The sequence below is a fragment of the Nonlabens sp. MIC269 genome (assembly GCF_001430865.1).
GTDB classification, from domain to species: domain Bacteria; phylum Bacteroidota; class Bacteroidia; order Flavobacteriales; family Flavobacteriaceae; genus Nonlabens; species Nonlabens tegetincola.
The window spans coordinates 1,132,679-1,159,017 of record NZ_CP011373.1 but is presented as its reverse complement, the minus strand read 5'-3'; the positions used below and the strand labels follow the sequence as shown (position 1 = coordinate 1,159,017).

Here is a 26,339-nt window from a genome sequence, read left to right as displayed (position 1 = left end):
GAAAGCGAAATGCCAACAATCAAATATAAAGACAACTAATTAATTGTGGTTTTAACCAGTAGAGGAATTTCTTAACTCTGGGAAAAAACTGTGAGCCCATGCAATTGCTTTATCTAAAGAATCAAAAAAACCAAAGGATCCTGAATATAGAGTTTGTTCAATTGTAGCCTGAATTTTTTGCTCTTTGGTATGACCTACAATTGCAATACCAATTAATTTTTTCGGATTAACTAGTTTGTACACTTTTGGGTCAACGGAATAGCCGAATTTTCGGTTTGAGATGAAAATTACTTTTTTATCCTTATAAGACTCATTAACATCCGTAAGCATGCGCATCGCTAGCTCAGTATCTACGGTAGCGCCTTCATGAACTTTGCCAATGACGTAGTTGTCGTAGCAGAGCAACTCGGCATTAGGGTATTCATATTTTTTGAAATAATTTGTAGACGTCATTGTTTTAAACTCGTCTGCAAATTTATACAAATTATTAAGGAAATGTTAAGGTGTAGCTAAAATTAGTGTTAATTAACCGTAAAGCATTCCGGCTATGGTTGCAGTAAGTAGTGCTGCGCAAGTTCCGCCTATCAATGCTTTGATTCCGAATTTAGCTAAAGTTGCTCTTTGACTAGGAGCAAGTACGCCTATTCCACCTATTTGAATTCCAATCGAAGCAAAATTTGCAAATCCACATAATGCATAGGTAGCTATAATGATTGATTTAGGATGTGTGATTTTACCGGCTTCTTTGAGATCTTTTAATGAACCATATGCAATGAACTCATTAAGTATTGTTTTTTCACCAAGTAGTTGTCCTATCAATACAATATCGTCACTATGAACTCCAATTATCCATGCTACTGGGGCAAAAATGTTCCCTAATATATACTGCATTGATAAATTCTCGTATTGACCGTTAGTGTAATCGTTAATTACCACATTAAGTCCTGTCCATTCACCTATTAAATCGCCTAATGTCCAGTTTACAACGGCGATAAGTGCTGTAAATACTAATAACATAGCGCCTACATTAACAGCTAACTTTAAACCATCGGTAGTACCTCGTGAAATAGCATCTAGTATATTAGTACCTATTTTATCTTTAGATACTTTTAATGATCGATCAATTTTTTCAGGATTAGTTTCAGGAAATAACATTTTGGCTATTACAATTGCTGCTGGGGCACTCATGATAGATGCTGTGAGTAATTGTTTTGTAAAAAACACTTCTTGTTCTGGATCTCCTTGTCCCAAAAATCCTATGAAAGCTGCAAGTACACCACCGGCAATGGTTGCCATACCACCTACCATTAAACACAGTATTTCTGACTTAGTCATTTTTTCTAAGTACGGTTTAACGACAAGAGGAGCTTCTGTTTGTCCAATAAAAATATTTGCTGCGGCAGCAAGTGATTCTGCTCCACTTAGTCTCATTGTTTTACTCATTACCCATGCAAATACAAATACCACTTTTTGTAAAATACCTAGGTAGTACATGAGTGATGTAAAAGCTGAAAAGAATACTATGGTAGGTAGAACTTTAAATGCAAAAATGTAACCCCATGATTGCTTGTCGTCAACAAAACTCCCAAAAACAAACTCGGCACCAGCCTCACTAACGTTAAGAAATTTTACTACACCGGTAGATATTGCATCAAATATGATAGCTACTGTTTCAAAGTTAAGTACTGCAATAGCAAATAATATTTGCAAGGCCAGACCTATCCCTACTAGTTTCCAATCTATTTGTTTGCGATTGGAACTTAATAAAAAGCAGATTCCAATTATAAAAATCATACCTATAAGTCCACGATAGAGACTTTCAAATGTTATCCCAAAAGCCTTAGTGGATTCAAATGCTGCGGTGGTACTTTCCGTTTGAGCAAGTCCAAAAACGGGTGCCAAAAACAATAAAATAGGTAAAACGTATTTAAGTTTTGCTGTTAGAGCTGTCATGTGGTGATTGGATTATCGTTTTGAGATCTCGTCTCTTATTTGTGCTGCCAATTCGTAGTCTTCTCTTGAAACAGCATCGCCTAGCATTTTATTAAGTTCTTTTAAGCTGTAATTGCTATAATCTTCTTTTGTATCTGTGGTAGAGCTCATCAATTCTTCAACAACCTCATCACTGTCTACAGGATCTTGAGATAATTCTTTGTCTGGTGTAATGTTTTGTTGAATCCCTGCTTCATCTAATATGTTCTCATAAGTAAAAACAGGAGCTTTAAAACGTACTGCAAGTGCTATGGCGTCACTAGTTCTTGCATCAATTATTTCTTCTATCTTATCTCTTTCACAGATTAAACTACTGTAAAAAACACCATCGACTAGCTTGTGTATAATTACTTGTTTTACAACAATGCTATAACGTTCGGCAAAGTTTTTAAATAAATCATGAGTAAGTGGTCTGGGTGGACTTAATTCCTTTTCCAGTGCTATGGCAATACTTTGTGCTTCAAAAGCTCCTATGACAATAGGTAATTGTCTAGTACCATCTACTTCCTTTAATACGAGTGCATAAGCGCCATTTTGTGTTTGGCTGTAAGATATTCCTCGTATGCTAAGTCGTTTTAGACTCATAAATTTATTTCATGAATTAAAAAAGCTGTGCAAAAATGAGGTTTTTCTCCTTTTGCACAGCCTTAAATCTAAGATTTTCTTAAGAAATAATCTAGAAATTATGAATTTGCTGCTTTAAAAGCCTTTAATTTCTCAATTAGAGCAGGTACAACTTCAAAAGCGTCACCTACAACACCATAATCAGCAGCTTTAAAGAAAGGTGCTTCTGGGTCTGTATTAATAACAACTTTAGTTTTTGAAGCGTTAATACCAGCTAGGTGTTGTATCGCACCAGAAATTCCAATTGCGATGTATAGGTTTGTAGCAACTGGCTTACCAGTTTGTCCTACGTGTTCACCATGAGGTCTCCATCCCATATCAGATACAGGTTTTGAACAAGCCGTAGCGGCTCCTAGAACTTCTGCAAGTTCTTCAATCATTCCCCAATTTTCTGGACCTTTAAGACCACGACCTGCGCTTACTACGATTTCTGCATCTGCGATACTAACTTTGTCTGTAGCTTTATCTACAGACTGCACGTGCACCTTAAGATCTGATTCTTCAATTTGAGTAGCAAGTTCGTTTACTGTACACTCAACTGCATTCTCTTTAAGACCATAAGCATTTTGAGAAAGTCCTACCAGTTTAACATCGGTAGTGATTTCTGTATTGGCAAATGCTTTGTTTGTAAAAACACTACGCTTTACTGTAAATGGAGAGCTACTAGATGGTAATCCTACTACATTAGTAACGTATCCAGCTTCAAGAGCTACGCTTAATAGAGATCCTAGGTATTTTGAATTTGCACTAGAGCTTATAACTACTACTTGAGCATTTTCTGCTTTAGCAGCTTGTGCAATAGCCTTGGCATAAGCGCCTGCATTAAATTTTTCTAGAGAGCTGTCTGTTGCATTGTGTAATCTATTCACTCCATAAGTTCCTAGATCACCAGCGCCGTTTGCATGAAATGCAACTGCAGCAACATCTGTACCTAGCATGTCTGCAATACCTTTTGCATAGCTAGCCACTTCGTATGCATTTTTCTTGAATGCACCGTTTTCTGATTCTGTATATACTAAAACTGACATATGTGTTGTGTTTAAAGTTTGTGGTAATTACGCTTTCGCGAAAGCGTAAACTCTACCACATTAATGTTTTATTTAAATAGCTTTTGCCTCGTTGTGTAAAAGGTCGATAAGCTGGTCTAGATTGTCTGCATCTACTAACTTTACATCACCTTTAGGAGCTGGTTTTTCAAATGAAACAGTTTTTGTTTCTTCTGAACCTTGAGCAGCTGGCTTTACATTTAAAGGCTTTTTACGAGCCATCATAATTCCTCTCATGTTAGGAATACGTAAGTCGCTTTCTTCTACTAATCCTTTCTGACCACCTATAACTAAAGGTAATGTAGTGGTTACTGTTTCTTTACCACCATCGATTTCACGTATTGCAGTAGCGTTATTCCCATCGATTTCTAGAGAGATACAAGTATTTACAAAACTAGCACCTGTCATTGCAGCAACCATTCCAGGAACCATACCACCGTTATAGTCGATCGATTCACGTCCTCCTATAACTAGATCATAACCACCTTCTTTAACTACTGCCGCAAGCTCTTGAGCTACAGAATAACCATCGGTTGCAGGAGCATCTACTCTAATTGCTGTATCGGCACCTATGGCAAGTGCTTTTCTTAAGGTAGGTTCTACCTCGGCACCACCTACTGTTACAACCTCAACACTTGCGCCTTGTTTTTCTTTAAACCACATGGCACGAGTAAGACCGAACTCATCGTTGGGATTAATTACAAATTGTACACCGTTAGTGTCAAATTTTGAATCGTTATCGGTAAAATTAATTTTTGAAGTCGTGTCTGGAACATGACTTATACAAACTAAAATCTTCATATTTATATGCTTTTATCGTCTTTTTCAAACGTTTGCGAAATTACGATAAAATCGGCAAAAAAACTATGCGTGCATAATAAATTTTTATAAAAAAATGGAATTTTAACTTGAATTGAAGGTAGTAGTGCTTCAAATATACGCTATTCTCAAACGTTGTAGTCTGTAAGGATCGAAAATATCAAATATTTTATAACGCTTTTTAGCATTTTTATTGATAGTAGTGCTTTATTTTTGTTGTCCTTATTGTTAAAACAGTTCTATGAAAACAATACAATTCCGTGAGGCCGTTTGTGAGGCCATGAGTGAAGAGATGAGACGTGATGAGTCTATCTATTTAATGGGTGAAGAAGTGGCAGAATACAATGGTGCTTACAAGGCATCAAAAGGAATGTTGGATGAGTTTGGTCCTAAACGTGTTATTGATACACCAATTTCTGAGTTAGGTTTTGCAGGAGTAGGAGTAGGATCTACCATGACGGGTAATCGTCCTATTATTGAGTTTATGACGTTCAATTTCTCTCTGGTAGGTATTGATCAAATTATCAACAATGCTGCAAAAATCCGTCAGATGTCAGGTGGACAAATTAAATGTCCAATCGTTTTTCGTGGACCTACAGCTAGTGCTGGACAACTTGCTGCGACTCACTCACAAGCTTTTGAAAGCTGGTTTGCAAACTGTCCCGGGCTTAAAGTTGTTGTACCGTCAAATCCTTATGACGCCAAAGGTTTATTGAAGGCTGCAATTCGAGATGATGATCCAGTAATTTTCATGGAATCTGAGCAAATGTATGGTGATAAAGGTGAGGTGCCAGAGGATGAATATGTATTACCATTAGGTGTTGCTGATATAAAAAGAGAAGGAACTGATGTTACGATAGTTTCATTCGGAAAAATTATTAAAGAAGCGTATACAGCAGCAGAAGAGCTTGAGAAGGATGGTATTTCTTGTGAAATCATAGACCTAAGAACAGTGAGACCATATGATAAAGAAGCGATTCTTGAATCAGTAAAGAAAACGAATAGATTGGTTATTCTTGAGGAAGCATGGCCATTTGGAAATGTATCTACTGAGATCTCACACATGGTTCAAGCTGAAGCATTTGATTACTTAGATGCTCCTATTTATAAAATTAATACTCAGGACACTCCTGCACCCTATTCGCCAGTACTTTTAAAGGAATGGTTACCTAATCACCAGGATGTGATAGAAGGTGTCAAAAAAGTGATGTATAGAAAATAGATTTCTATAACATAAAGAGTTTATAACCCAGCTTTCTAGCTGGGTTTTTATTTGTCTATTAAGTAGCCATTCATAATTCCTCCATTTCTTAACCTGATTATTTGACCTTCATCAACAAATAGAGGCATGGTGGAAGCTTCTGCATTGCCAGAATTACTATTGTTTGTACCCGTGTTTGTAACAAAGGATCCGTCTATTTCAATTTCATTTATAGGGTTAGTGTTGGTTTGATTGGAAGTTAGATAAACGAATACCTTGTTTGCAGGAACAGTATACGACGTATTTGCATAGATAGGTACTATAGTGGCATCTACTAAAAAACCATTGATCACACAATTACCTAACGCATAATCTTGTTGTCCTATGATAATAGGATTATTAAATGTCGGAAATCCGTAGGTAGCGCGAGTATTACTTATTAACGTATAAGATAAGGATTGTGAAAAATCAAATGCTTGTAAAGTAAGGGCGGCATTCCCGCGATAAACAGAGGTAATATATAAATTTTTCCCAGTAGGAACTGTATAGCTGCCTAAGCTCAAGTTTACAGTAATTGGTTGTAGTTCGTTCATTCCATCTGGGAATTTGGGATTTAAATATGTTTTTAAGAAACCTTCATTTTCTCCTTGAATTAGCTTTCTCCAGCCACTACCATGATCGTAATACCAATAACCTTTTGTAACAGATCCGTTACCTGTTATGTATATCATCATACCATCTTGGTTTGAAGTTACGGTAGTTGGAAATTCATCATTTTTCGGTAGTAAAATACCGTTGTATTCAGCAGTTGTTCCTGCTGCAATTTCAAGATTTGCATTAGGACTTGTGGTGTTTATACCAACCTGACTTAGGCATACGGTATTAATAATTAAAAACAATGAAATAAGTAAGTTTTTCATGAGAATTGGTTTCTCGTTTATGGGTTTTTAAATTAAAAGGTTAACACTTCGTGATTAAAAAGTAATAGACTTATAACTTCACTTACTTATATTCGTTTCTTCTATTATATAATTTGACACCTATCCCACTTGTCATGGAAAAATTACCTACCTGTTTATTGAGAAGTCTACATTTATTACTGTTTTCCATTTTTATATGTTCTTATTATTCCATGGCTCAAACTAAAGTAGGTGGAGTAGTTTATGATGATCTAGGAGAAACAGTTGCATTTGCAAATGTGGTGTTTCCAAATTCAAGTGAAGGTACCATCACTAATGACAACGGAAGATTTTACCTGCAATCTGATAATTCATTTGACAGTATAGAAGTATCCTTTATCGGTTATAAGACCCAAGTTATAAAACTTAATGCTAAAGTTTCCCTAGATTTAACTATCACTTTGGAAACTGAAACAGCTTCGTTAGATGAAGTGGTTGTATACACTGGTAAAACTTCAAAAAAGAACAATCCTGCCATAGATATTTTGAGAAAAGTATGGGAGAATAGACGTAAGAATGGTCTAGCTCAATTTAAGCAGTATCAATATGATAAATACGAGAAATTAGAATTTGACATGAATACTATCGATAGTGCTATGATTAATTCTAAGCTTTTTAGAGGGATGGAGTTTATTTTTGATTATGCAGATACAAGTAGGGTTACAGGTAAAACTTACTTGCCTATTTTTATTAATGAGTCACTGGCTAAGGTATACGGAGATAATCAATTAAATAAAAAAAAGGAAGATGTCAAGGCTAATAAAAACTCAGGTTTTTCAAACAATCAAACTATAATCGCATTTGTAAAAGATCTATATAATGATATAGATGTCTACGATAGATATTTAAAATTCTTTGATAAGAGCTTTGCTAGTCCAGTAGGTAAAGCAGGTATTGATACTTATAATTATGTCTTGAGAGATACCGCTTTAGTTGATGGTGTCGAATCTTATAATATTATCTACTATCCTCGACGTAAAAATGAACTTACTTTTAAAGGTGACTTTTGGGTGGCTGCAGAATCCTATGCTATCAAAGAAATAAATATGCAAGCCACTAAAAGTGCTAATATTAATTGGGTAAAAGAGATTTATATAGAGCAAGAATTTGACGTTCTCAATGACAGTTTATTCTTAATCACCAGAGATTATTTCATGAGTGATTTTGCACTCAATAAAAAAGAAAAATCCAAGGGTATTTACGGTAAGCGTACTACCCTTTATGATAATTATCAATTTGATATTGAAAAACCAGCAGACTTTTACAAGCGTAGGGTCAATGATTTTGATCCAGAAGTTTATAACCGTGACGAGGCGTATTGGGATCAAAATAGATTGGAAAAACTCAATAAAGACGAGAAACAAATATATGTAATGCTGGACACGCTTAAAAAGAATAAGAAATTTAAGCGACTATACAATTTAGGGACCATACTCGCATCAGGATATTATGAAATGGATGGTTATGATATTGGACCTATATTTTCAATCTTTGGATTTAACGATGTTGAAGGATTAAGACTAAGAGCTGGTGGAAGAACCTTTTTCACTTCCAATGACCCGTGGCGTATTGAAGGATATACCGCCTATGGATTTAGAGACGACAAGTTTAAATATGGGATTTCTGGAAAAGCGTTATTAGACAAGCGTAGCAGGCTTACTGTGTACGCAGGAAATAGAAGAGATGTAGAACAACTAGGAGCGAGTTTAACAAATACGAACGACGTACTAGGTCGCAGTCTAGCCTCAAGCGCACTGATAAGTGCAGGTAACAATAACAGATTATCCAATATTAACTTAAGTACCGTAGGTGTAAGTTTTGAACCGGTTTATAATTTTGAGGTTAGATTAAACGGTAGTTATAGAACCATAGAAACTGCCAATCCAGGAGTTTTCAGTTTGGATTATTTGGATCCTGATACAGGTGAGGTATCAGGTGAAGTAAAACAATCTGCAATAACATTAACCACCACTTATACGCCTGGTAGAAAAATGTCCAATTATGGAGTTGATAGAACATTAATAAATGAGGGCGCATATCCCATTCTCTATATGAACTATACCAAAGGGATTAAAGATCTTTTGAATAGTGACTTTAATTATGATAAGTTTTCTTTTTATTATTCTCACCCATTTCAAATAGGTGCTTTTGGACGATTGACCGCTCGGGTTGAAGCTGGTAAAACTTTTGGAACCGTTCCATTATCCTTACTTAATGTAGTTCCAGGAAATCAAACTTATTTTAATATACAAGGGACATTCAATACGATGGATTTCTACGAGTTCGTTACAGATCAATACGCCACTATACATTTAGATCATAATTTCAATGGTCGTTTGTTTTCTCGTATACCAGGATTAAGAGATTTACAGCTTAGAGAGCTGGTAGGTATAAAGGCAGTCTATGGAACTATCAGTGATGAAAATAGGGCTATAAATCGCAGTGGTTTAACGTATCGTGCCCCAGAGGATGTTTACTGGGAATATAGCGCAGGTATAGGTAATATCTTTAAAATATTGCGCATTGATGTTAGTTTTAGAGGTAGTTATAACTTCTTACCTGATGCTAGGTCGATGGCAATAACCGGTAGTTTTGGTTTTAGTTTTTAATAGTAAATATAGGTGTGCGCTTTCGCGAAAGCGTGGTATCCTACTAACCCATGCCTAGTAATTAATACTAAAAAGCCGATGCTTATTTTAAAGTATCGGCTTTTTCAATCAACAAACAACCAACTACTATTGAGCTGTCTCAATCATTTTTTTATTATTACTTAAGACTAAAGCTAAGTTACCTAGTAAAACACCATAAATAACTTTAGAACAAACATCTGCAATCGTATAAGTGATCTGTCTACCTACTACACCAGACTCGTTGTATAAGAAACCTTCTATCCCTGCAAGGTGAGGCATTAAGTACGCTCCTGGATATAAAAACCATGAGATTAAAAATAATATCCAAATATTAGAAAGTATTTTTTGGCCTTTTTTTGGAATACCTTCTTTACCTTCTTTGATAACCTTATTCATTAACCATAATATATGGAAGAAAAATACCGTTGAGATAGCACCCCAAATGAAAAAGGCAGGAAGATTTGTTACCTCATAATATTGACCTATGTAACCGGTTATAATCATCATTGCTCCTGAAAACCAAAATTGATTTCTCACAGAGCTAACTTTAGATTTAGTTAATGTAACCACAAATAAAATTTGAAAAAGTAACATAGGAACATCGATTAACCAATTAAGGTACCTGTATCCATTGTTAAACAAGTCTCCATCTGGATTTAAAAAATACTTACCTGCTTCAGGATCAAAGGAAAAGCTAGAAGTCCAGTTACCTGCTTGTGCATATAGCAATAATGCCGCAGAAACCATTACAACTGCCGATAGTATGTTAGACATTCTATATTTTTTGTCAACGTTTTTAATGGTGAGGATAAAGTACAGAAGCCCTGCAAACATTACCGCATATCCTAAAGTAAGTACATGTGAGGTCATTTGGTAGGCCATTTCAGAGAAACCTTCTGACGCTCCTACATAATTTTCAAAGTTGGAATTACCTAAATCTTGTATCATCTTTTTTTTATAAAAGTACTCACACATATCTTTTTGTTTAATGTTATTAAATAAAAATTAAACAAAAAATAAGAAAACTTTATGGAACCTCCTTTTAAGGTCGATTGATGCTTTAACATTTATTTCATTATTTCAATAATTAAGGCCATTAGATTTAAGTTACTCAATCGATTTCTTAACATTTATTTGTTACATTAGCAAGATTTTAAACCAAACAATTTTATTACTTATGGAATCATACATGATTTATTTGCCAGTTGCACTGGCGCTTTTAGGCCTCGTTTATATGGTCATCAAAAAATCTTGGGTTATGAAACAAGATGCTGGAGATGGAACGATGAAAGAAATTTCGGATCATATCTATGAAGGTGCACTCGCATTTTTAAAAGCAGAATACAAACTGCTTTCCATTTTTGTAATCATTGTCAGTGTTTTACTGGCGATTGTATCAGTAGTTGTCCCTACCACACACTGGATGATTGTTATTGCTTTTGTTTTCGGAGCCGTCTTCTCTGCTTATGCTGGTAATATTGGAATGAAGATAGCTACAAAAACTAACGTTAGAACTACACAAGCTGCAAAAACGAGCTTGCCTAAAGCCCTTGGAATTTCATTTGGTGGAGGAACTGTAATGGGTCTAGGAGTAGCTGGTCTAGCTGTATTAGGACTCACAGCATTCTTTATCTTGTTTTTCCAGTTATTTATGAATGGGGAATGGGCTGCAACAGAATTTATGGGTGAAACAAGAACAGCAGGAGATCTTATGACTATTGTACTGGAAACACTAGCAGGTTTTTCACTTGGAGCAGAATCGATTGCACTGTTTGCTAGAGTAGGTGGTGGAATATATACTAAAGCAGCCGACGTTGGAGCAGATCTAGTAGGTAAAGTAGAAGCTGGCATTCCCGAGGATGATCCTCGTAATCCAGCAACCATTGCAGATAATGTTGGGGATAATGTAGGTGATGTAGCAGGAATGGGTGCAGACCTCTTTGGATCCTATGTGGCAACGGTTCTAGCAGCTATGGTTTTAGGAAATTATGTAATTAGAGATATGGGTGGTGATATAACTAGTGAAGGGTTTGGAGGAATAGGTCCTATCTTATTACCTATGGCAATTGCAGGTGTAGGTATCATCATATCTGTAATAGGTACGATGCTTGTTAAAATTAAAAGTAATGAGGCTAAAGAAGCTCAGGTAATGGGTGCTTTAAATATAGGAAACTGGACATCTATTATTCTTGTAGCAATAGCCTGTTATGGTCTATGTACCTGGATGTTGCCAGAAACGATGAAAATGGATTTCTTTGGTATAACAAATCCTGTTGAGGTTTCTTCTTTTAATGTTTTTCTAGCAACTCTTGTTGGATTAGTAGTAGGTGCAGTTATATCCTCGGTTACAGAATATTATACTGGTTTGGGAAAAAGACCTATTCTTAAGATTGTACAACAATCTTCAACGGGTGCAGGAACGAACATTATTGCAGGTCTAGCTACGGGAATGATTTCTACCTTTCCTTCAGTAATTTTATTTGCCGGAGCGATTTGGGCATCTTATGCTTTTGCTGGTTTCTATGGTGTTGCGCTTGCAGCAAGTGCAATGATGGCTACAACTGCAATGCAATTAGCAATTGATGCCTTTGGACCAATTTCTGATAATGCTGGTGGTATTGCCGAAATGAGTGAACAAGACCCTATCGTAAGAGAACGTACTGATATATTGGATTCAGTAGGTAATACTACGGCAGCAACCGGAAAAGGTTTTGCAATTGCATCGGCAGCATTAACCTCATTAGCCTTGTTTGCAGCCTATGTTACATTCACAGGAATAGACGGTATCAATATCTATAAGGCTCCTGTTCTTGCGATGTTATTTGTAGGAGGCATGGTACCTGTTGTATTTAGCGCACTTGCCATGAATGCGGTAGGTAAGGCAGCTATGGAAATGGTTTATGAGGTACGTCGTCAATTCAAGGAAATAGCTGGAATAATGGAAGGAACTGGAAAGCCAGAGTACGATAAATGTGTAGCTATATCAACTCAGGCATCTTTAAAACAAATGTTACTACCTGGTTTGTTAACCATAGGTTTTCCATTGATTATTGCATTTGTCCCTATGATATTTGGAATGGATCATCTTGCTATTGCCGAAATGCTAGGTGGTTATATGGCTGGTGTAACGGTAAGTGGTGTTCTTTGGGCAATTTTCCAAAACAATGCTGGTGGCGCTTGGGATAATGCTAAAAAGTCTTTTGAAGCAGGTGTTGAAATCAATGGTGAAATGACATACAAAGGGTCAGACGCTCATAAGGCTGCAGTAACTGGTGATACAGTAGGAGATCCATTTAAGGATACATCTGGTCCGTCCATGAATATTTTGATTAAATTGACTTGTTTAATTGGTTTAGTAGTGGCTCCTATATTAGGCGGTCATTCTGAAGATGCACAAGTTAATAACGAGGATCAGACTAAAAAGGAATTAATTGTTGAGCCTGTTAAAGAAGAGGTAGTTACCATCGAATACAGATAAAAAAATCTATCTCAATAAAAAAAGGGTAGCTTTTAAAAGCTACCCTTTTTTTATTGAAACACTTATAAAGCTTATAAATTAAAAGCTTCTTTAACTTGGTCTACATAGTCCAGTTTTTCCCAAGTGAAAAATTCAACTTCCTTTTCTACTCGACCTTTGTAAGGGCTTTCAAAAACACGTTTTTCAACATAAGGTTCACGACCCATGTGACCATAAGCCGCTGTTTTTTCATAAATCGGGTTACGTAATTTCAACCTACTTTCTATTGCCGCAGGTCTCATATCAAATATCTCGGCTACGATTTTAGAAATCTCACCATCAGTCATTTCAACATTTGCGGTTCCATAAGTGTCTACTAGGATTGAGGTAGGTTCTACCACACCTATTGCATAACTTACTTGTATAAGCACCTCGCTTGCAAGTCCTGCCGCAACTAAATTTTTTGCAACATGTCTAGCAGCATAGGCTGCGCTGCGATCTACTTTGGAAGGATCTTTACCAGAAAACGCTCCACCACCGTGAGCTCCTTTACCACCATAAGTGTCTACAATTATTTTACGTCCAGTAAGTCCAGTATCTCCATGAGGACCACCAATTACAAATTTTCCAGTCGGATTGATGTGATAGGTGATATTATCATTAAACAGCTTTTGAGCATACTCTGGCAGCTGGGCGATAACTCTAGGAATTAAAATTTCAACAAGATCTTTTTTAATTTTCGATAACATCTCATTATCATTATTAGAAAACGGATCGTGTTGTGTAGATATAACTATAGCATCTATACGTTGAGGTATATTATCATCACTGTATTCAATAGTTACTTGTGATTTTGCATCTGGTCTTAAATAAGTAATATCCTTATTTTCTCTGCGTAAGGCTGCTAGTTCGATTAATATTTTGTGCGAGATATCCAGTGCTAGTGGCATGAAATTCTCAGTTTCATTCGTAGCATAACCAAACATCATTCCTTGGTCACCTGCTCCTTGTTCTTCTTTTGTGGCTCTATCTACACCTTGATTAATGTCTTGAGATTGTTCATGTATTAAAGAAATAACACCGCATGAATCTCCAGAAAATTGATATTCTCCTTTAGTATAACCTATACGGTTAATTACATCTCTTGCGATGTGTTGAACATCAATGTAAGAATCAGTTTTTACCTCGCCGGCAAGAACTACTTGACCAGTTGTGACAAGAGTTTCACAAGCAACTTTTGATTCTGGATCAAAAGCAAGAAAATTATCTAATAAAGCGTCGCTTATTTGATCTGCGACTTTATCTGGGTGACCTTCACTCACAGATTCACTTGTAAATAAATAGGGCATATTTTTATTACGCTTTCGCGAAAGCATACCTTAAAGCATACTACGCATTAATAATTAAGAACAAAATTGGGCTGTATAGTTAGATAGTCTTACTGTTTTAGCGTTTATGAATTAAGAAATCTTAATTCGAGGTCGCAATCAGCCAAATCTGTCCTCGTTTAATCGGCAACAAATGTAAGAGTTATTAAATTAATAGTTATTAAGAGTTCATATTAAATTAACAATTTGAGAGTTTAACTTTATTTTAATTAAATGTAATATGTTTAAAGACAGTCACTTGTAAATCCTAGTAAATTAATAGGGATTAAATTTCATTAAAACTTTGGAATTGTAAAATTTCTTTTTGAATATTTGTACTCACGTTCATTACCATACTGAAATTATCAAGAAAGGACGAGGGAACAGACCCGATGACTCCTTAGCAACCCTTAATTCTAAATTAAGAAGGTGCTACTTTCTGCCTAGTTAATAGGAGAGATGATACGCAGGCCAGTAGGTAACTACTCCATTACGTTTCTTTTTTGATTTATCGATTCTTGCATAGAGCAAGTGGATATCTATTTCATACGGTTTTGGGCATTTAATTAATTTTTTAAAACAATTACAATGTCACAAAAATTTTCAACAACTTCATTACACGCAGGTCATGATTTTAAAGCAAATGCTGGTACACGAGCTGTACCTTTGTATCAATCCACAAGCTATGTCTTTAATAACAGCGATCATGCTGCAAATTTATTTTCACTAGCTAAACCTGGTTTTATTTATACTAGGATTAACAACCCTACAGTAGATGTTCTTGAGCAGCGATTAGCTGCCCTAGAAGGTGGTATTGCTGCTGTAACCACAGCATCTGGTACAAGTGCGATATCAACTACCTTACTAACTTTATTGCGAGCTGGTGATCATATTATTGCAAGCAATTCTCTATATGGTGGTACTTACAACCTACTATCAGTAACCTTACCAAGACTTGGGATTACCACTACTTTTGTAGATCCTAATGAGCCAGATTCTTTTATCAATGCGTTACAAGAAAACACTAGAGCTGTTTTTGTAGAGTCGCTTGGAAATCCCAAATTAGATGTGCTCGACCTTAAAAAAATAAGTTCACAAGCTCAACAAGCAAAGGTGCCGTTAATTGTTGATAATACTGTTGCAACACCCTTTTTACTCAACCCTATTGAACATGGTGCAAATATTGTTATCCACTCACTTACAAAATACATAAATGGGAATGGAACAGCGCTAGGAGGAATTATTATAGATGCGGGAACGTTTGATTGGACAAATGGTAAATTCCCTGAATTTACAGAGCCTTCACCGGGCTATCATGGTCTTGTGTATAGTGAGGCTTTAGAAGCGGCAGCATTTATTGCCAAGGTGCGAATTGAAGGTTTGAGAGATTTAGGTGCGGCAATTTCACCATTCAATGCTTGGCAAATCATACAAGGCCTAGAAACTCTAGAGTTACGAATCCAAAAGCATTCTGAGAATGCCCTTAAAATCGCAAATTGGTTAGAGTCAAGGGAAGAAGTTGCCTGGGTTAATTATCCTGGTCTATCATCGAGTAAGTATTATCAGCTTGCCCAAGAGTACTTACCTAAAGGACAAAGTGGAATCGTCACCTTTGGAGTAAAGTCTGGTTTTGAAGGAGCAAAAACTATCGCCGATAAAACGGAGTTGTTCTCGCTTTTAGCCAATATAGGCGATACTAAATCTCTAATAATACATCCTGCCAGTACCACACACCAACAATTGTCTGATGAACAGCAATTAAGTACAGGTGTTTCAAAAGATTTAATTCGACTTTCGGTAGGTCTAGAAAGCGTTGACGACTTAATAGCCGATCTAGAATCTGCTTTTGAAAAAGTATCACAAACTGTAAAAATTTAATATGTCACAGTTGAAAAAAGTGAAAATTCCAGACTTTAAAACAGTATCTGGTAAAATTCAAGATATTAGTGTTTCCTATCAGATTTTTGGGCGTGAACTACATACCGCGCCCATAATTCTGATTACTCATGCACTTACGGGCAATTCAAATGTCACTTCTTGGTGGCCACAATTGGTAGGTTTGGGAAAGGTTATCGACCTTGATCGTTATACGGTATTGGCTTTTGATATACCGGGAAATGGATACTCAGAAGAAGTTGATGAGCTTATCTTTAATTATCAAGATTGGAATTTAAAAGATGTGGGATACGCTTTCGCGAAAGCGATCAACACCCTAAACATCTCAACCATTGACCTAGCTTTAGGAGGAAGTATAGGTGGAGCTGTACTATGGGAGTTAATTACGGTTGCGCCGTCTTTAATTAAAAGTATTGTTCCTATTGCTGCAGACTGGAAGTCTACTTTATGGTTACAAGCGTGTTGTCATGTACAACAAACTATTTTAGAAAATAGTGATAAACCTATTGAAACAGCTAGACAACATGCGATGACTTTATATAGATCGCCAGCAGGCATTATTCAAAAATTTGAAAAAGATGCTGGAACTGTACAAGCATGGTTAAATTATCATGGTCTTGCATTACAAGAACGATTTACACTACCAGCATACAGACATCTAAATCATTTGTTAAGTCAATTTGATGTCACAAATGGAAGCAATGATATTGAGTCCATCGCTATTAAATCTAAAGCTAGTATCGATATTATTTGTATAAATAGTGACGGTTTTTTCCTTGCTGAGGAAGATATAGCTACGTATGAAAGAATTAAAAACAAGGTTCCATCGTCATTGAATATTATACAATCTGTTCACGGTCACGATGCATTTCTCATTGAACACGATCAATTAATTAATATTTTAAAACGGATTGTAAAAAAACGCGTGAAACTTCATTTAGTTTCAGAAACAAAAGCACTTGCTTAAAAATACTAAAAGGATGAAACTAGTACACTTATATATTTTTGGAATAGGAAATGTGGGTAAAACCCTAATAGAACAGGTTCTTGAATCCCATACCTTCTTCAAAGAAAAACATGAAATAGATCTACGAATTGTAGGTTTGGCCAACAGCACACATACTATTTTAAAGGAATCGGGTGTTGGTGAGAACTGGCAAAATGAATTTAAATCTAAAGGTATCGATCGCAAGCCCGATGCTTTTTATGAATCGTTTGCTACTATTCCAGATTTTAAAATTGCTGTAGACGCTACCGCGAGTAAAGATTTAAGCCTTTATTACGTAGAGTTGTTATCAAAGGGTTTTCATATCGTGACAGCTAATAAAATTGCAAACACATTAAATTATACCTACTACAAAGAAATTCGTGAAATAGCGGCTTTTAAGGATTTACGGTTTGAGTACGAGACTAATGTAGGTGCAGCTTTACCTATTGTAGAGTCGATAAAGCAATTGTATAAAAGCGGTGAAGAGATCGTGAAAATATCAGGAGTTTTTTCTGGCTCTCTAGGCTATATTTTTTCACGCTTTTCTCAAGAAGAGAAACAATTTTCACAGTTGTTACAGGACGCACTTGTAGATGGTTATACCGAGCCTGATCCTAGAGATGATTTGTCTGGAATGGATGTTGCTAGAAAACTATTGATACTGGCACGTGAAGCAGGGTATGTGATTGAATTGGATGATATTGAGGTCGATAATTTAGTACCAGTTGAATTAAGGAATATTGGAAAGCAAGAATTCCTTGACCGTATGAACGAACTTGACACACCTTTTCAAAATTTAAAGAAGAATCTAGGTAAAAATAGCGTATTACGCCATCTAGGTATTCTTGATCTTAAAAAAGAAAGTCTTACAGTAAAGTTAGAAGTAGTAGATAAACAATCGCCTGCTGGTTTATTACGAGGCAGTGATGGTTTTTTTGAGGTTTACACAAAATCTTACGGAAAACAACCCTTAGTCATTCAAGGAGCTGGAGCTGGTAAACAGGTGACAGCTCGCGGTCTATTATCAGATATCATAAAGGTAGCAATGACCGCTGGACAACCGGTTTTAAGATAAAAGGTTTTTATATTTACCGTTGCGTAAAATTAAGCAGCTATGTTATCCAGAAAAACAAAATACGGGATTAAAGCACTCACATATCTAGCAAAAAACGGCAATGAAAAGCCTATAGCTATATCGACGATTGCCAAAGCAGAAAACATCCCACATAAATTTCTAGAAAGCATCTTACTTGAATTACGTAGGCAGGACATTCTTACCAGTCGCAAGGGAAAAGGTGGAGGATACTTGTTGTTAACTACACCTGATGAAATAAAAATGAGTACGGTACACAGAATATTGGAAGGACCTATTGCTATGCTACCATGTGTAAGTTTAAATTTTTATGAAAAGTGCGAAGACTGTAAAGATGAAGAAACCTGCAGTGTGAATAGACTTATGGCTCAAGTTAGGGATAATACACTCGCCATATTAGAAAATCAAACATTAGCAGATTTATTAAAGTAAAAAATAATACCCTACTATTTTGGTAGGGTATTACTTTATGAAGTATATTCGTACCGTTAAGTTTTAACCGATAGTTTTGAAAGGTCATGTTAAGCGAGTGATTTGACGATATTAAGATGGGCTGTTTTCTTTTTATTACACTCGCTTCCTTGACTGTTTTCTTCTCAAAACTTTAAGATCATTTCTTTTTAACATTGTCTGCTTTTATTTGGATAGCAATACGTTGATAGCGACCTTTGTAGTATAATACAAATCAAATCATGAGTAAAGAAATGATTACAACCGATATTCTTATTATCGGTGCTGGTCCCACAGGATTATTTGCGGTTTTTGAAGCTGGATTACTTAAACTTAAATGTCATATAATTGATGCACTTGCGCAACCAGGTGGGCAGCTTACCGAACTATATCCTAAAAAACCTATTTATGATATTCCTGGTTTTCCAGATGTTCTTGCTGGTGATTTGATCGATAATCTAATGAAACAAATAGAGCCTTTTCAACCTGGTTTTACATTAGGAGAAAGAGCACAAACTATAGAGAAACAAGAAGATGGTTCCTTTATAGTTACTACAAATAAGGGAACGCAGCATCACACAAAAATAGTGGCGATTGCTGGTGGATTGGGATCCTTTGAGCCGCGTAAACCAGCAATCGAAAATCTAGACAAGTATGAAGACAATGGTCTAGTCTACATGATTAAAAATCCAGAGGATTATCGCGATAAAAAAGTAGTAATTGCTGGTGGTGGCGATAGTGCTTTAGATTGGACTATTTATTTGGCCGATGTTGCTAGTGAAGTGACACTAGTTCATAGGAGAGAAGAATTTAGAGGTGCATTAGATAGCGTTGAAAAAGTTCAAGAACTAGTTGAGCAGGATAAAATTAGGTTAATTACTCCTGCAGAAGTGAAGGCGATAAATGGTGAGAGTAGAGTGGAGTCTGTTGAAATTCAGCATAATGATAAAGCAAAAAGAATGGAGGTGATTGAATGTGATGCCTTCATTCCATTATTCGGGCTTGCCCCAAAATTGGGTCCAATCGCCGATTGGGGATTAGAGATAGAAAAAAATGCTATTAAGGTTGACAACACTCTAGATTATCAAACTAACATACCGGGAATTTACGCCATTGGTGATGTTAACACATATCCAGGGAAATTGAAATTAATACTCTGTGGTTTTCATGAGGCAACTTTAATGTGTCAAAGTGCTTATCAACGTATATTTCCAGACAAAAGATATGTTATGAAATATACAACGGTAGGTGGAGTATCTGGTTTTGATGGATCGCATAAGGTTGCTGAAAAAGCTGTTGTAAAAAAAATAGGTCAAAAAGCTTAATGCAATATGGCAATCGATGTAACTATTACCGTGATTGATAGAGAAGGAGAGAAGCATGAACTACTTGCTCCTACAGATATGAATATGAATGTAATGGAAATTTGTAAGTCATACGAACTTCCTGTACAGGCTACATGTGGTGGAATGGCAATGTGTGCCACTTGTCAATGTTATATAATCAGTGATCATGATCTAGGAGAACGCAATGATGACGAAGAAGCTATGTTGTGGGAAGCTAGTTTTGTAAAAGATAACTCTAGATTAGGTTGTCAAATTCCAATTACCGAAGAGCTTGATGGTCTCGTTATTGAGTTAGCTCCTGAAGAATAATAAACGTTTAAATTATTAACAAAAAAAGCTGACTTTTAAGTCAGCTTTTTTTGTTTATGTTACCTCAATTACATGAGTGTAATTGGCATTTCAGTACGGTAAGTTCCCCAGCCCACTTTTAAATGAATTACATTGTCTTCATTAGGAGAGTATAATGCGATTGTAAGATGTTCTAGACTATTTTCAACATTCTTTACTGGAACTTTTACAGTTACAAGATCTAATTCTGGTTTATGTCCATAGTTTCCCCATCCATCGTTTTCTGAATTTATGTGAAACACCCAATAATCTTCATGTGGAGTTACCACAATCGTATATCTACCAGCAGCAATTTTTTTACCGCCTATCATTGCGTCTTGCATTAATAATAATTCGGTGCTCTCATTAGCTCCTAATCGCCATGCTTGACCATACATGGTGATACCTTTATCTTCTTTTTCTTTTTTAAATATTTCTCTGCCTTTTAATGCTGGTCTTGAATATAATACTCTAACCTTTGGAGCAGTAACGCCCTTTCTAAACGCTCTCTTAGCAGCTTCAGCTGGATAAAAAGTAGCATCCATAGGACTTTTATCAAGTTTATCATCCAATTCTTGGGCAAATAAACTTCCGGCACCCATTAAAAATGCCATTAATAGAATTTTTGTTTTCATAATATCTGGTTTTAAAAGGTCTAAACTAAATGAATTGTTCTCACAGAAGTATCACTGCCTTGTTAAATCTGTCTTAAACAGTTGTAAACCACTAGGTGGAGCAACATGACTCAAATGAATTCTATTACTTCCTATTAACGTTTTTTTGAACTCATCAAGTGAAATCTTTTCATGCCCTATATCAAAGAGAATCCCCATCATAAGCCTAATTTGATACCTTTTAAAACCGCTGCCTCGTACTCGAAAAACATAACTGATTTCAGGAAAAAAGTTTGCTGTGTACAACTCATTCTCCTCAATCACTGCACTTTCGATGGTGCAAATTGTATTTGTAGTAGGTTTAGGTTTATAGGTGTAGGACCAGTAATCATGAGTTCCTACAAACATCTGGGCAGCTTGTTGCATGAGTTCTATATTGAGTTCATCCTTCATGTAAACCATTAATGGCGCACAAAAAGGATGAAACTTCTCTCCATGAGAGAATAAATAGATGTACTCTTTAATCTTAGGATGCTGGATAACATTAAAGTCTGCAGTGGTTTTCTTTATTTCTAAAGCTCTTATATCACTAGGTAAGTTTAAATTAAATTGTTCTAAAAAGTGCTCTTGATTTAAAGGTTCCTTTGCATCGAGAAAAAGTTCTACCCAGGTTTCATTAACAGATACCTTTGAATCTGTTCTACCAGCTGCAACTACTTTAAAATCATTATGGTCAAATACAAACCTAAGCGTTCTATTAATCATGCGTTCGACTGTAGGAATATCGTTAGGTTGTTGTTGCCATCCGTGAAACCTAAAACCTAAATATTGCAATTTGATCAGAAAGTACTGTCTGCTTAACTGTAAAAAGGGATCATTCTTTTTCATAAGATCTTTTGCTTTTGACTATTGCTCTCCATTCCATTCTGCATAGAATTGCTCAAGAAATTTTTCCATAAAATTATGTCGTGATTGTGCCAGTCGCTTTCCAGTAGAGGTGTTCATAAGGTCTTTAAGTAGCAATAGTTTTTCGTAAAAATGATTGAGAGTAGGGTTATTACCCTTTTTATACTCTTCTTTACTCATAGTAAGATTGGGAGGAATTTCTGGGTTGTAAAGAACATTGTTTTTATAACCGCCGTAGTTAAAGGTACGTGCAATTCCTATGGCACCCAATGCGTCTAACCTATCGGCATCTTGAATTATTTGTAGCTCTATACTGTTAAAGGATCCGGTAGTATGTCCACCTTTATAGGATACATGACGTATTATTTGCACCACGTGGTCTATAATAGAATCGTCAACACCTAATCCTTTGAGAAAAGTTGTTGCTTTAATAGGACCAGCTTCCTCGTTGCCATCATGAAATTTTGAATCTGCAATATCATGAAGTAAAGCGCCCAGTTCTACTACTAGTTTATCGCAGTCATTTTCTTGTGCCGCAATAAGTTGAGCATTACGCCACACTCGCTCAATGTGAAACCAGTCGTGACCGCCTTCTGCGTCGTGTAATTCAGATTTGACAAAACTTATAGTTTGTTCAATGATAGGTGTGTAGTTCATAAGGGATAAAGGTAGTGCGCTTTCGCGAAAGCGGAATATTCAAAATAAAATTAAACTTTCAGAAAATATTGAAAATATAAAAAATAAGTTTATATTTGGACTATGAAATTACAGGAAGCACAAGGTCAATTTATTCAAGCATGGGGCTCATTAGGCAGCTCATGGGGAATCTCTAAGAGTATGGCGCAAATTCACGCTTTACTACTGGCCTCGCCCAATGGTTTAAGTACTGATGACATCATGGGTCGTACACAGCTTTCTAGAGGAAATGTGAATACCAATGTACGTGAATTGATCAACTGGCGTCTTGTGCGCAAGAAGACGGTATTAGGTGAGCGCAAAGAGTTTTTTGAGGCCATTCATGACATATATTCTATGGCACAGCATATTATGGAGGAGAGAAAACGTAGGGAGATAGAACCTGTACTTACTTTATTAAAAGATCTAAAGAAAACAGAGTTAGAAGGTAAGGATGATGAGGTGAAGCATTTTCAGGCATTGATAAAAGACCTAGAAGAATTTGTCGCGCAAATGGAAAATTTACTGAATCTTGCAAGCAGGATTAATAGCAATAGTTACCTGAAGAAAATGATAAAGGCTATTTCATAGTCTTTTTTATTTCGTTATAACTTTCAATAATTTCTGAAAATATAAAAATTATGAACTTAATTGCTTATGCCGTTTACACCGTATTACTAGTGACAGTGATTTTACGCATTGGACATTTGTGTTACCGTCATGGACGAGTATACACCGATGCTTTTTTTCCTAAAGATGCTGAGTTTTCAAAAAGCATCAATGATGTGTTATTAGTGGCTTATTATTTAATCAATCTAGGTTATGGCATAACTGTCGTTGCGACCTGGGAAGACGTTCAAAATATCATAGGAGTTGTTCAATCTGTAACGAGTCACTTTTCAATGATTCTACTCATACTTGCTGTCTTGCATTATAGCAATCTATTCATTATTAAACTTATCTATCAATTTAAATTCAAGTAATATGGAAACTTCAAAAATTATCATCGGTTATTTTATTTATGTACCTATCATGCTGGGACTTACATATTATGTATCGCGTACGCTTTTTAAAAATGCAAAGATTTTTATGCTCGATATTTTTCATGGTAAAAATGATATCGCAACCTCAACAAACAATCTTTTTCAAATAGGATTTTACCTGTTGAATTTGGGTTTTGGGTTATGGATTCTAGAAATATCAGATTATAAATGGCACAATACGTATCAGAATCTGATAGAGGTATTAAGCGCAAAGATTGGTGGATTCTCTATCTATTTAGGTGTCATGCTTTTCATCAATTTGTTTTTCTTTTTTAGAGGTCGCAGAAAAAGCAAACAATCCAAAACTGTCGTAAAAACACCCATTTATTTATCACCTGAATCTAAGTAAACATAAAGAATTATGAGTAAAATTTTGATACCAGGAGGAACAGGATTTTTAGGTAAATCTTTATCAAGATATTTAAAAGCACAAGGTCATGAGGTGATTACGCTTTCGCGAAAGCGTGATTCTAAGTCACTCTACTGGGATGGTGAGAATCTGGGAGAATGGGAAAAGGAACTGGAAACTGTTGATGTTATCATTAATTTAGCAGGTAAGAGCGTAGACTGTAGGTACAATCCGGCTAATATGAAAGCAATTCTAAAGTCCCGATTGTCTAGTACTGCTGTGTTACACAAAGCAGTTGAAAAGTGCAGTAATCGTCCACGAGTTTGGTTAAATGCTAGTACCGCTACTATTTATAGACATTCTGAAACCAGGCCAAACACGGAGAAAGAAGGTGTGCTAGGTGATGACTTTTCTACCAATGTAGCTCAAGAATGGGAGCGTGTTTTCTTTGAAAAAGAATTGCCTGGTACTCGCAAGGTTGCTATGCGTACTTCAATTGTTTTAGGAGCTATAGGTGGCGCTTTTCCTGTAATAAAACGTTTGACTAAAATGGGATTAGGAGGAATGCAAGGTAAAGGACAACAAATGATTAGCTGGATACACGTGGATGATTTTTGCCGCGCTGTTGACTTTTTAATTCAATCAGAATTGGAAGGTGTGGTCAATGTTACGGCTCCTAAACCTGTGAGCAACAAAGATTTTATGGTTAACCTACAAAAGAGTTTGGGAATACCTATTGCCATATCACAACCTAGATGGTTGCTAGAGCTAGGTGCTCTTTTCATGAAAACCGAGACTGAACTAGTCCTAAAAAGTAGGTTTGTGTTACCAGAGAAATTAGAAAATTCTGGTTTTAAATGGGACTACAATACCTATGATGCTGCTGTACAAGATTTGATTTAACTCTGTATATAATAATTGTCGTCTACGTTGACCTCGTTAAACTTAGACGACAATTTCATGGTTTGTTTTTTTGTAGTCGGTATGATACGTTGTTTATTGTTACCTATATATACATCTACAGGCATGCTAAAATCATCGACCGTATTTTCCCAATAATAAACAAGTTTATTTCCTTTACTTTTAAGAACTAATTTAGGAATACGAGTATCTCTTAAGTATTGATCAAAAACTTTTTGTAGCGCAATACCCGTTTTTTCAATTAAAAAATCCTCTATTTGTTTAGTCGTAACTGTTTGATGGTAAAAAGTTTTATTCATATCGCGCAGTATTGATCTCCATTTACCGTCATCATCTACTAGTGTGCGTATGGTATGTAATAAATTGGCTCCTTTGTAGTACATGTCGCCACTACCTTCATGATTAACGTTATAATGCCCTATTAAAGGTCTGTCATTTTGAATAGTTCTGCGAGTACCTATGATATACTCTTGTGCAGCTTGCTTGCCATAATAATAGTCTAAAAATAAACTTTCACTGTAGGCTGTAAAACTTTCATGAATCCACATGTCTGCAATGTCCTTGTTAGTTATGTTGTTTGCAAACCACTCATGACCAGCTTCATGAATGATAATAAAATCAAACTTCAAACCCCAGCCAGTACCCGATAAATCTCTGCCCAAATAGCCTTGTTTGAACTTATTTCCATAGGTAACAGAACTTTGATGTTCCATACCTAAATAGGGAACCTCAACTAGTTTAAAACTGTCTTCATAAAAAGGATAAGGTCCAAACCAGTGTTCAAAAGCTTTCATCATTTTTGGGGCATCGGTAAAATGGTTTTTTGCTTTTTCAAGATGATGTTCTAGAACATAATAATCCATATGTAGATCACCCTTTTCACCAGAGTAGACTTCACCGAAATGGGTGTAGTTACCTATATTGATATTGACTCCGTAATTATTTATAGGGTTGGTCACTTGCCAGGTATATGTTGTAGTGTTGTCAATGAGTTCTTTAACCTTAATTAATCTACCATTGGATACGTTCATTAAATTAGAAGGTACGTTTACTGATATTGTCATACCTTTTGCTTCTTCATACATATGATCTTTACATGGCCACCATACACTTGCTCCCAAACCTTGATTTGAAGTTGCAATGAAATGATTTCCTTTTTCGTCTTTTTTCCATGAAAAGCCGCCGTCCCATGGGGCATTTTTTGCTTCTCTGGGATGTCCTTTAAAAAATACCGTAATAGTTTTTGTGGTAGCTACTTGTTGCTTGTCTTTTAAAAGAATATAATAGACATTACCATCACGGGTGAACTTTAATTCCTTATCATTTTGAACTACTTTGGTAATGAGCATAGGTTCCTGTAGATCAATCTGCATTTTATTATTACTTGCAAGCACCTTATAGGTTATTTGGTTGCTGCCAGAAATAAATTTTTCATCAGGTTCTACCTTAACGTTTAGGTCGTAACGTTGTAATTCCCACCATGCACGTTCTGGAGTAATACTACCTCTCAAGCTATCTTGTCTTGTAAATTGTTTTTTATTTTGAAGTAATTGTGCTTCTGCTTGAATTCCAATTAAACAAAATATAATTAGAGTTATTACCTTGTATAACGACGTTTTATTTATCTTCATTAAAG

At 35.8% G+C, this 26,339-nt stretch carries 25 protein-coding genes and 1 riboswitch; of the genes, 13 read left to right on the top strand and 12 right to left on the bottom strand.

From position 1 onward, the window contains the following. Positions 1 to 51: 51 nt before the first annotated feature. From AAT17_RS05450 to AAT17_RS05430, 5 genes are all read right to left on the bottom strand, one after another. Positions 52 to 453, bottom strand: coding sequence for an STAS/SEC14 domain-containing protein (locus AAT17_RS05450; protein WP_042275939.1), 402 nt, complete (start codon positions 451 to 453; stop codon positions 52 to 54). Positions 454 to 525: 72 nt separating this feature from the next. Continuing rightward, complete coding sequence (locus tag AAT17_RS05445; protein WP_082586911.1) at positions 526 to 1,953, bottom strand: NupC/NupG family nucleoside CNT transporter; 1,428 nt, start codon at positions 1,951 to 1,953, stop codon at positions 526 to 528. Positions 1,954 to 1,965: 12 nt separating this feature from the next. Further along, entirely contained in the window at positions 1,966 to 2,577 is a 612-nt protein-coding gene (locus AAT17_RS05440) for a bifunctional nuclease family protein (protein WP_042275936.1), read from the bottom strand. Positions 2,578 to 2,675: 98 nt separating this feature from the next. Then, positions 2,676 to 3,644 (bottom strand): electron transfer flavoprotein subunit alpha/FixB family protein, encoded by a 969-nt coding sequence (locus AAT17_RS05435; RefSeq protein WP_042275934.1) that lies wholly within the window; start codon positions 3,642 to 3,644, stop codon positions 2,676 to 2,678. 72 nt (positions 3,645 to 3,716) lie between these two features. Further along, on the bottom strand, positions 3,717 to 4,463 hold the full coding sequence (locus AAT17_RS05430) for an electron transfer flavoprotein subunit beta/FixA family protein (protein WP_042275932.1): 747 nt from the start codon (positions 4,461 to 4,463) through the stop codon (positions 3,717 to 3,719). Positions 4,464 to 4,722: 259 nt separating this feature from the next. Between AAT17_RS05430 and AAT17_RS05425 the strand changes: the two genes are divergently transcribed. Then, the gene (locus AAT17_RS05425; RefSeq protein WP_060523210.1) at positions 4,723 to 5,703 is read left to right on the top strand and encodes a pyruvate dehydrogenase complex E1 component subunit beta; all 981 of its coding nucleotides are present in this window, start codon (positions 4,723 to 4,725) and stop codon (positions 5,701 to 5,703) included. 47 nt (positions 5,704 to 5,750) lie between these two features. On the opposite strand, the gene AAT17_RS05420 is transcribed toward AAT17_RS05425, so the two are convergent. Beyond that, positions 5,751 to 6,602 carry a hypothetical protein gene (locus AAT17_RS05420; protein ID WP_060523209.1) on the bottom strand — a complete coding sequence of 284 codons (852 nt, stop codon included), beginning with the start codon at positions 6,600 to 6,602 and terminating at the stop codon, positions 5,751 to 5,753. 134 nt (positions 6,603 to 6,736) lie between these two features. On the opposite strand from AAT17_RS05420, the gene AAT17_RS05415 reads away from it, so the two are divergent. After that, complete coding sequence (locus AAT17_RS05415) at positions 6,737 to 9,250, top strand: DUF5686 and carboxypeptidase-like regulatory domain-containing protein (RefSeq protein WP_082586910.1); 2,514 nt, start codon at positions 6,737 to 6,739, stop codon at positions 9,248 to 9,250. Between the two features lie 126 nt (positions 9,251 to 9,376). On the opposite strand, the gene AAT17_RS05410 is transcribed toward AAT17_RS05415, so the two are convergent. Beyond that, complete coding sequence (locus AAT17_RS05410; RefSeq protein WP_060525010.1) at positions 9,377 to 10,219, bottom strand: bacteriorhodopsin; 843 nt, start codon at positions 10,217 to 10,219, stop codon at positions 9,377 to 9,379. 229 nt (positions 10,220 to 10,448) lie between these two features. On the opposite strand from AAT17_RS05410, the gene AAT17_RS05405 reads away from it, so the two are divergent. Continuing rightward, positions 10,449 to 12,749: a sodium-translocating pyrophosphatase gene (locus AAT17_RS05405; protein ID WP_082586909.1), complete on the top strand. Its 2,301-nt coding sequence runs from the start codon at positions 10,449 to 10,451 to the stop codon at positions 12,747 to 12,749. A 71-nt stretch (positions 12,750 to 12,820) separates the two neighbouring features. Here the strand turns inward: AAT17_RS05405 and metK are convergent, their stop codons facing one another. After that, positions 12,821 to 14,077: a methionine adenosyltransferase gene (gene metK / locus AAT17_RS05400; RefSeq protein ID WP_060525008.1), complete on the bottom strand. Its 1,257-nt coding sequence runs from the start codon at positions 14,075 to 14,077 to the stop codon at positions 12,821 to 12,823. 377 nt (positions 14,078 to 14,454) lie between these two features. Further along, positions 14,455 to 14,561, top strand: a riboswitch (SAM riboswitch). Positions 14,562 to 14,683: 122 nt separating this feature from the next. Between metK and AAT17_RS05395 the strand changes: the two genes are divergently transcribed. From AAT17_RS05395 to AAT17_RS05370, 6 genes are all read left to right on the top strand, one after another. Continuing rightward, positions 14,684 to 15,973, top strand: coding sequence for an O-acetylhomoserine aminocarboxypropyltransferase/cysteine synthase family protein (locus tag AAT17_RS05395; protein WP_060523207.1), 1,290 nt, complete (start codon positions 14,684 to 14,686; stop codon positions 15,971 to 15,973). Position 15,974: 1 nt separating this feature from the next. Next, positions 15,975 to 16,958, top strand: a complete 984-nt coding sequence (locus AAT17_RS05390; protein ID WP_060523206.1) for an alpha/beta fold hydrolase — start codon at positions 15,975 to 15,977, stop codon at positions 16,956 to 16,958. Between the two features lie 13 nt (positions 16,959 to 16,971). After that, positions 16,972 to 18,054: a hypothetical protein gene (locus AAT17_RS05385; protein ID WP_060523205.1), complete on the top strand. Its 1,083-nt coding sequence runs from the start codon at positions 16,972 to 16,974 to the stop codon at positions 18,052 to 18,054. 39 nt (positions 18,055 to 18,093) lie between these two features. After that, the gene (locus AAT17_RS05380; protein ID WP_060523204.1) at positions 18,094 to 18,504 is read left to right on the top strand and encodes an Rrf2 family transcriptional regulator; all 411 of its coding nucleotides are present in this window, start codon (positions 18,094 to 18,096) and stop codon (positions 18,502 to 18,504) included. Between the two features lie 272 nt (positions 18,505 to 18,776). Further along, positions 18,777 to 19,847, top strand: coding sequence for an NAD(P)/FAD-dependent oxidoreductase (locus AAT17_RS05375; RefSeq protein WP_060525006.1), 1,071 nt, complete (start codon positions 18,777 to 18,779; stop codon positions 19,845 to 19,847). Between the two features lie 6 nt (positions 19,848 to 19,853). Next, positions 19,854 to 20,177 (top strand): 2Fe-2S iron-sulfur cluster-binding protein, encoded by a 324-nt coding sequence (locus tag AAT17_RS05370; RefSeq protein ID WP_060523203.1) that lies wholly within the window; start codon positions 19,854 to 19,856, stop codon positions 20,175 to 20,177. A gap of 68 nt (positions 20,178 to 20,245) precedes the next feature. Here AAT17_RS05370 and AAT17_RS05365 read toward each other — a convergent pair whose 3' ends face one another. The 3 genes from AAT17_RS05365 to AAT17_RS05355 are packed head-to-tail and all read right to left on the bottom strand — an operon-like array spanning position 20,246 to position 22,372. Continuing rightward, positions 20,246 to 20,830, bottom strand: coding sequence for a DUF2911 domain-containing protein (locus AAT17_RS05365; protein WP_060523202.1), 585 nt, complete (start codon positions 20,828 to 20,830; stop codon positions 20,246 to 20,248). A gap of 51 nt (positions 20,831 to 20,881) precedes the next feature. Further along, positions 20,882 to 21,697 (bottom strand): tRNA pseudouridine(38-40) synthase TruA, encoded by an 816-nt coding sequence (locus tag AAT17_RS05360; protein WP_060523201.1) that lies wholly within the window; start codon positions 21,695 to 21,697, stop codon positions 20,882 to 20,884. 18 nt (positions 21,698 to 21,715) lie between these two features. Continuing rightward, positions 21,716 to 22,372: an HD domain-containing protein gene (locus AAT17_RS05355; protein WP_060523200.1), complete on the bottom strand. Its 657-nt coding sequence runs from the start codon at positions 22,370 to 22,372 to the stop codon at positions 21,716 to 21,718. Positions 22,373 to 22,474: 102 nt separating this feature from the next. On the opposite strand from AAT17_RS05355, the gene AAT17_RS05350 reads away from it, so the two are divergent. The 4 genes from AAT17_RS05350 to AAT17_RS05335 are packed head-to-tail and all read left to right on the top strand — an operon-like array spanning position 22,475 to position 24,685. Then, positions 22,475 to 22,981: a GbsR/MarR family transcriptional regulator gene (locus tag AAT17_RS05350; RefSeq protein ID WP_060523199.1), complete on the top strand. Its 507-nt coding sequence runs from the start codon at positions 22,475 to 22,477 to the stop codon at positions 22,979 to 22,981. 50 nt (positions 22,982 to 23,031) lie between these two features. Further along, positions 23,032 to 23,373: a hypothetical protein gene (locus tag AAT17_RS05345; protein WP_060523198.1), complete on the top strand. Its 342-nt coding sequence runs from the start codon at positions 23,032 to 23,034 to the stop codon at positions 23,371 to 23,373. Position 23,374: 1 nt separating this feature from the next. Next, complete coding sequence (locus AAT17_RS05340; protein WP_060523197.1) at positions 23,375 to 23,782, top strand: hypothetical protein; 408 nt, start codon at positions 23,375 to 23,377, stop codon at positions 23,780 to 23,782. A gap of 12 nt (positions 23,783 to 23,794) precedes the next feature. Continuing rightward, positions 23,795 to 24,685: a TIGR01777 family oxidoreductase gene (locus tag AAT17_RS05335; protein ID WP_060523196.1), complete on the top strand. Its 891-nt coding sequence runs from the start codon at positions 23,795 to 23,797 to the stop codon at positions 24,683 to 24,685. On the opposite strand, the gene AAT17_RS05330 is transcribed toward AAT17_RS05335, so the two are convergent. After that, complete coding sequence (locus AAT17_RS05330) at positions 24,682 to 26,334, bottom strand: M1 family metallopeptidase (protein ID WP_060523195.1); 1,653 nt, start codon at positions 26,332 to 26,334, stop codon at positions 24,682 to 24,684. The genes AAT17_RS05335 and AAT17_RS05330 overlap by 4 nt on opposite strands. Positions 26,335 to 26,339 lie beyond the last annotated feature (5 nt).

Excerpts from the sequence above, each read along its gene's own strand:
- AAT17_RS05450 (WP_042275939.1), bottom strand. The coding sequence starts at position 453 with ATGACGTCTACAAATTATTTCAAAAAATATGAATACCCTAATGCCGAG.
- AAT17_RS05445 (WP_082586911.1), bottom strand. The coding sequence starts at position 1,953 with ATGACAGCTCTAACAGCAAAACTTAAATACGTTTTACCTATTTTATTG.
- AAT17_RS05440 (WP_042275936.1), bottom strand. The coding sequence starts at position 2,577 with ATGAGTCTAAAACGACTTAGCATACGAGGAATATCTTACAGCCAAACA.
- AAT17_RS05435 (WP_042275934.1), bottom strand. The coding sequence starts at position 3,644 with ATGTCAGTTTTAGTATATACAGAATCAGAAAACGGTGCATTCAAGAAA.
- AAT17_RS05430 (WP_042275932.1), bottom strand. The coding sequence starts at position 4,463 with ATGAAGATTTTAGTTTGTATAAGTCATGTTCCAGACACGACTTCAAAA.
- AAT17_RS05425 (WP_060523210.1), top strand. The coding sequence starts at position 4,723 with ATGAAAACAATACAATTCCGTGAGGCCGTTTGTGAGGCCATGAGTGAA.
- AAT17_RS05420 (WP_060523209.1), bottom strand. The coding sequence starts at position 6,602 with ATGAAAAACTTACTTATTTCATTGTTTTTAATTATTAATACCGTATGC.
- AAT17_RS05415 (WP_082586910.1), top strand. The coding sequence starts at position 6,737 with ATGGAAAAATTACCTACCTGTTTATTGAGAAGTCTACATTTATTACTG.
- AAT17_RS05410 (WP_060525010.1), bottom strand. The coding sequence starts at position 10,219 with ATGATACAAGATTTAGGTAATTCCAACTTTGAAAATTATGTAGGAGCG.
- AAT17_RS05405 (WP_082586909.1), top strand. The coding sequence starts at position 10,449 with ATGGAATCATACATGATTTATTTGCCAGTTGCACTGGCGCTTTTAGGC.
- metK (WP_060525008.1), bottom strand. The coding sequence starts at position 14,077 with ATGCCCTATTTATTTACAAGTGAATCTGTGAGTGAAGGTCACCCAGAT.
- AAT17_RS05395 (WP_060523207.1), top strand. The coding sequence starts at position 14,684 with ATGTCACAAAAATTTTCAACAACTTCATTACACGCAGGTCATGATTTT.
- AAT17_RS05390 (WP_060523206.1), top strand. The coding sequence starts at position 15,975 with ATGTCACAGTTGAAAAAAGTGAAAATTCCAGACTTTAAAACAGTATCT.
- AAT17_RS05385 (WP_060523205.1), top strand. The coding sequence starts at position 16,972 with ATGAAACTAGTACACTTATATATTTTTGGAATAGGAAATGTGGGTAAA.
- AAT17_RS05380 (WP_060523204.1), top strand. The coding sequence starts at position 18,094 with ATGTTATCCAGAAAAACAAAATACGGGATTAAAGCACTCACATATCTA.
- AAT17_RS05375 (WP_060525006.1), top strand. The coding sequence starts at position 18,777 with ATGATTACAACCGATATTCTTATTATCGGTGCTGGTCCCACAGGATTA.
- AAT17_RS05370 (WP_060523203.1), top strand. The coding sequence starts at position 19,854 with ATGGCAATCGATGTAACTATTACCGTGATTGATAGAGAAGGAGAGAAG.
- AAT17_RS05365 (WP_060523202.1), bottom strand. The coding sequence starts at position 20,830 with ATGAAAACAAAAATTCTATTAATGGCATTTTTAATGGGTGCCGGAAGT.
- AAT17_RS05360 (WP_060523201.1), bottom strand. The coding sequence starts at position 21,697 with ATGAAAAAGAATGATCCCTTTTTACAGTTAAGCAGACAGTACTTTCTG.
- AAT17_RS05355 (WP_060523200.1), bottom strand. The coding sequence starts at position 22,372 with ATGAACTACACACCTATCATTGAACAAACTATAAGTTTTGTCAAATCT.
- AAT17_RS05350 (WP_060523199.1), top strand. The coding sequence starts at position 22,475 with ATGAAATTACAGGAAGCACAAGGTCAATTTATTCAAGCATGGGGCTCA.
- AAT17_RS05345 (WP_060523198.1), top strand. The coding sequence starts at position 23,032 with ATGAACTTAATTGCTTATGCCGTTTACACCGTATTACTAGTGACAGTG.
- AAT17_RS05340 (WP_060523197.1), top strand. The coding sequence starts at position 23,375 with ATGGAAACTTCAAAAATTATCATCGGTTATTTTATTTATGTACCTATC.
- AAT17_RS05335 (WP_060523196.1), top strand. The coding sequence starts at position 23,795 with ATGAGTAAAATTTTGATACCAGGAGGAACAGGATTTTTAGGTAAATCT.
- AAT17_RS05330 (WP_060523195.1), bottom strand. The coding sequence starts at position 26,334 with ATGAAGATAAATAAAACGTCGTTATACAAGGTAATAACTCTAATTATA.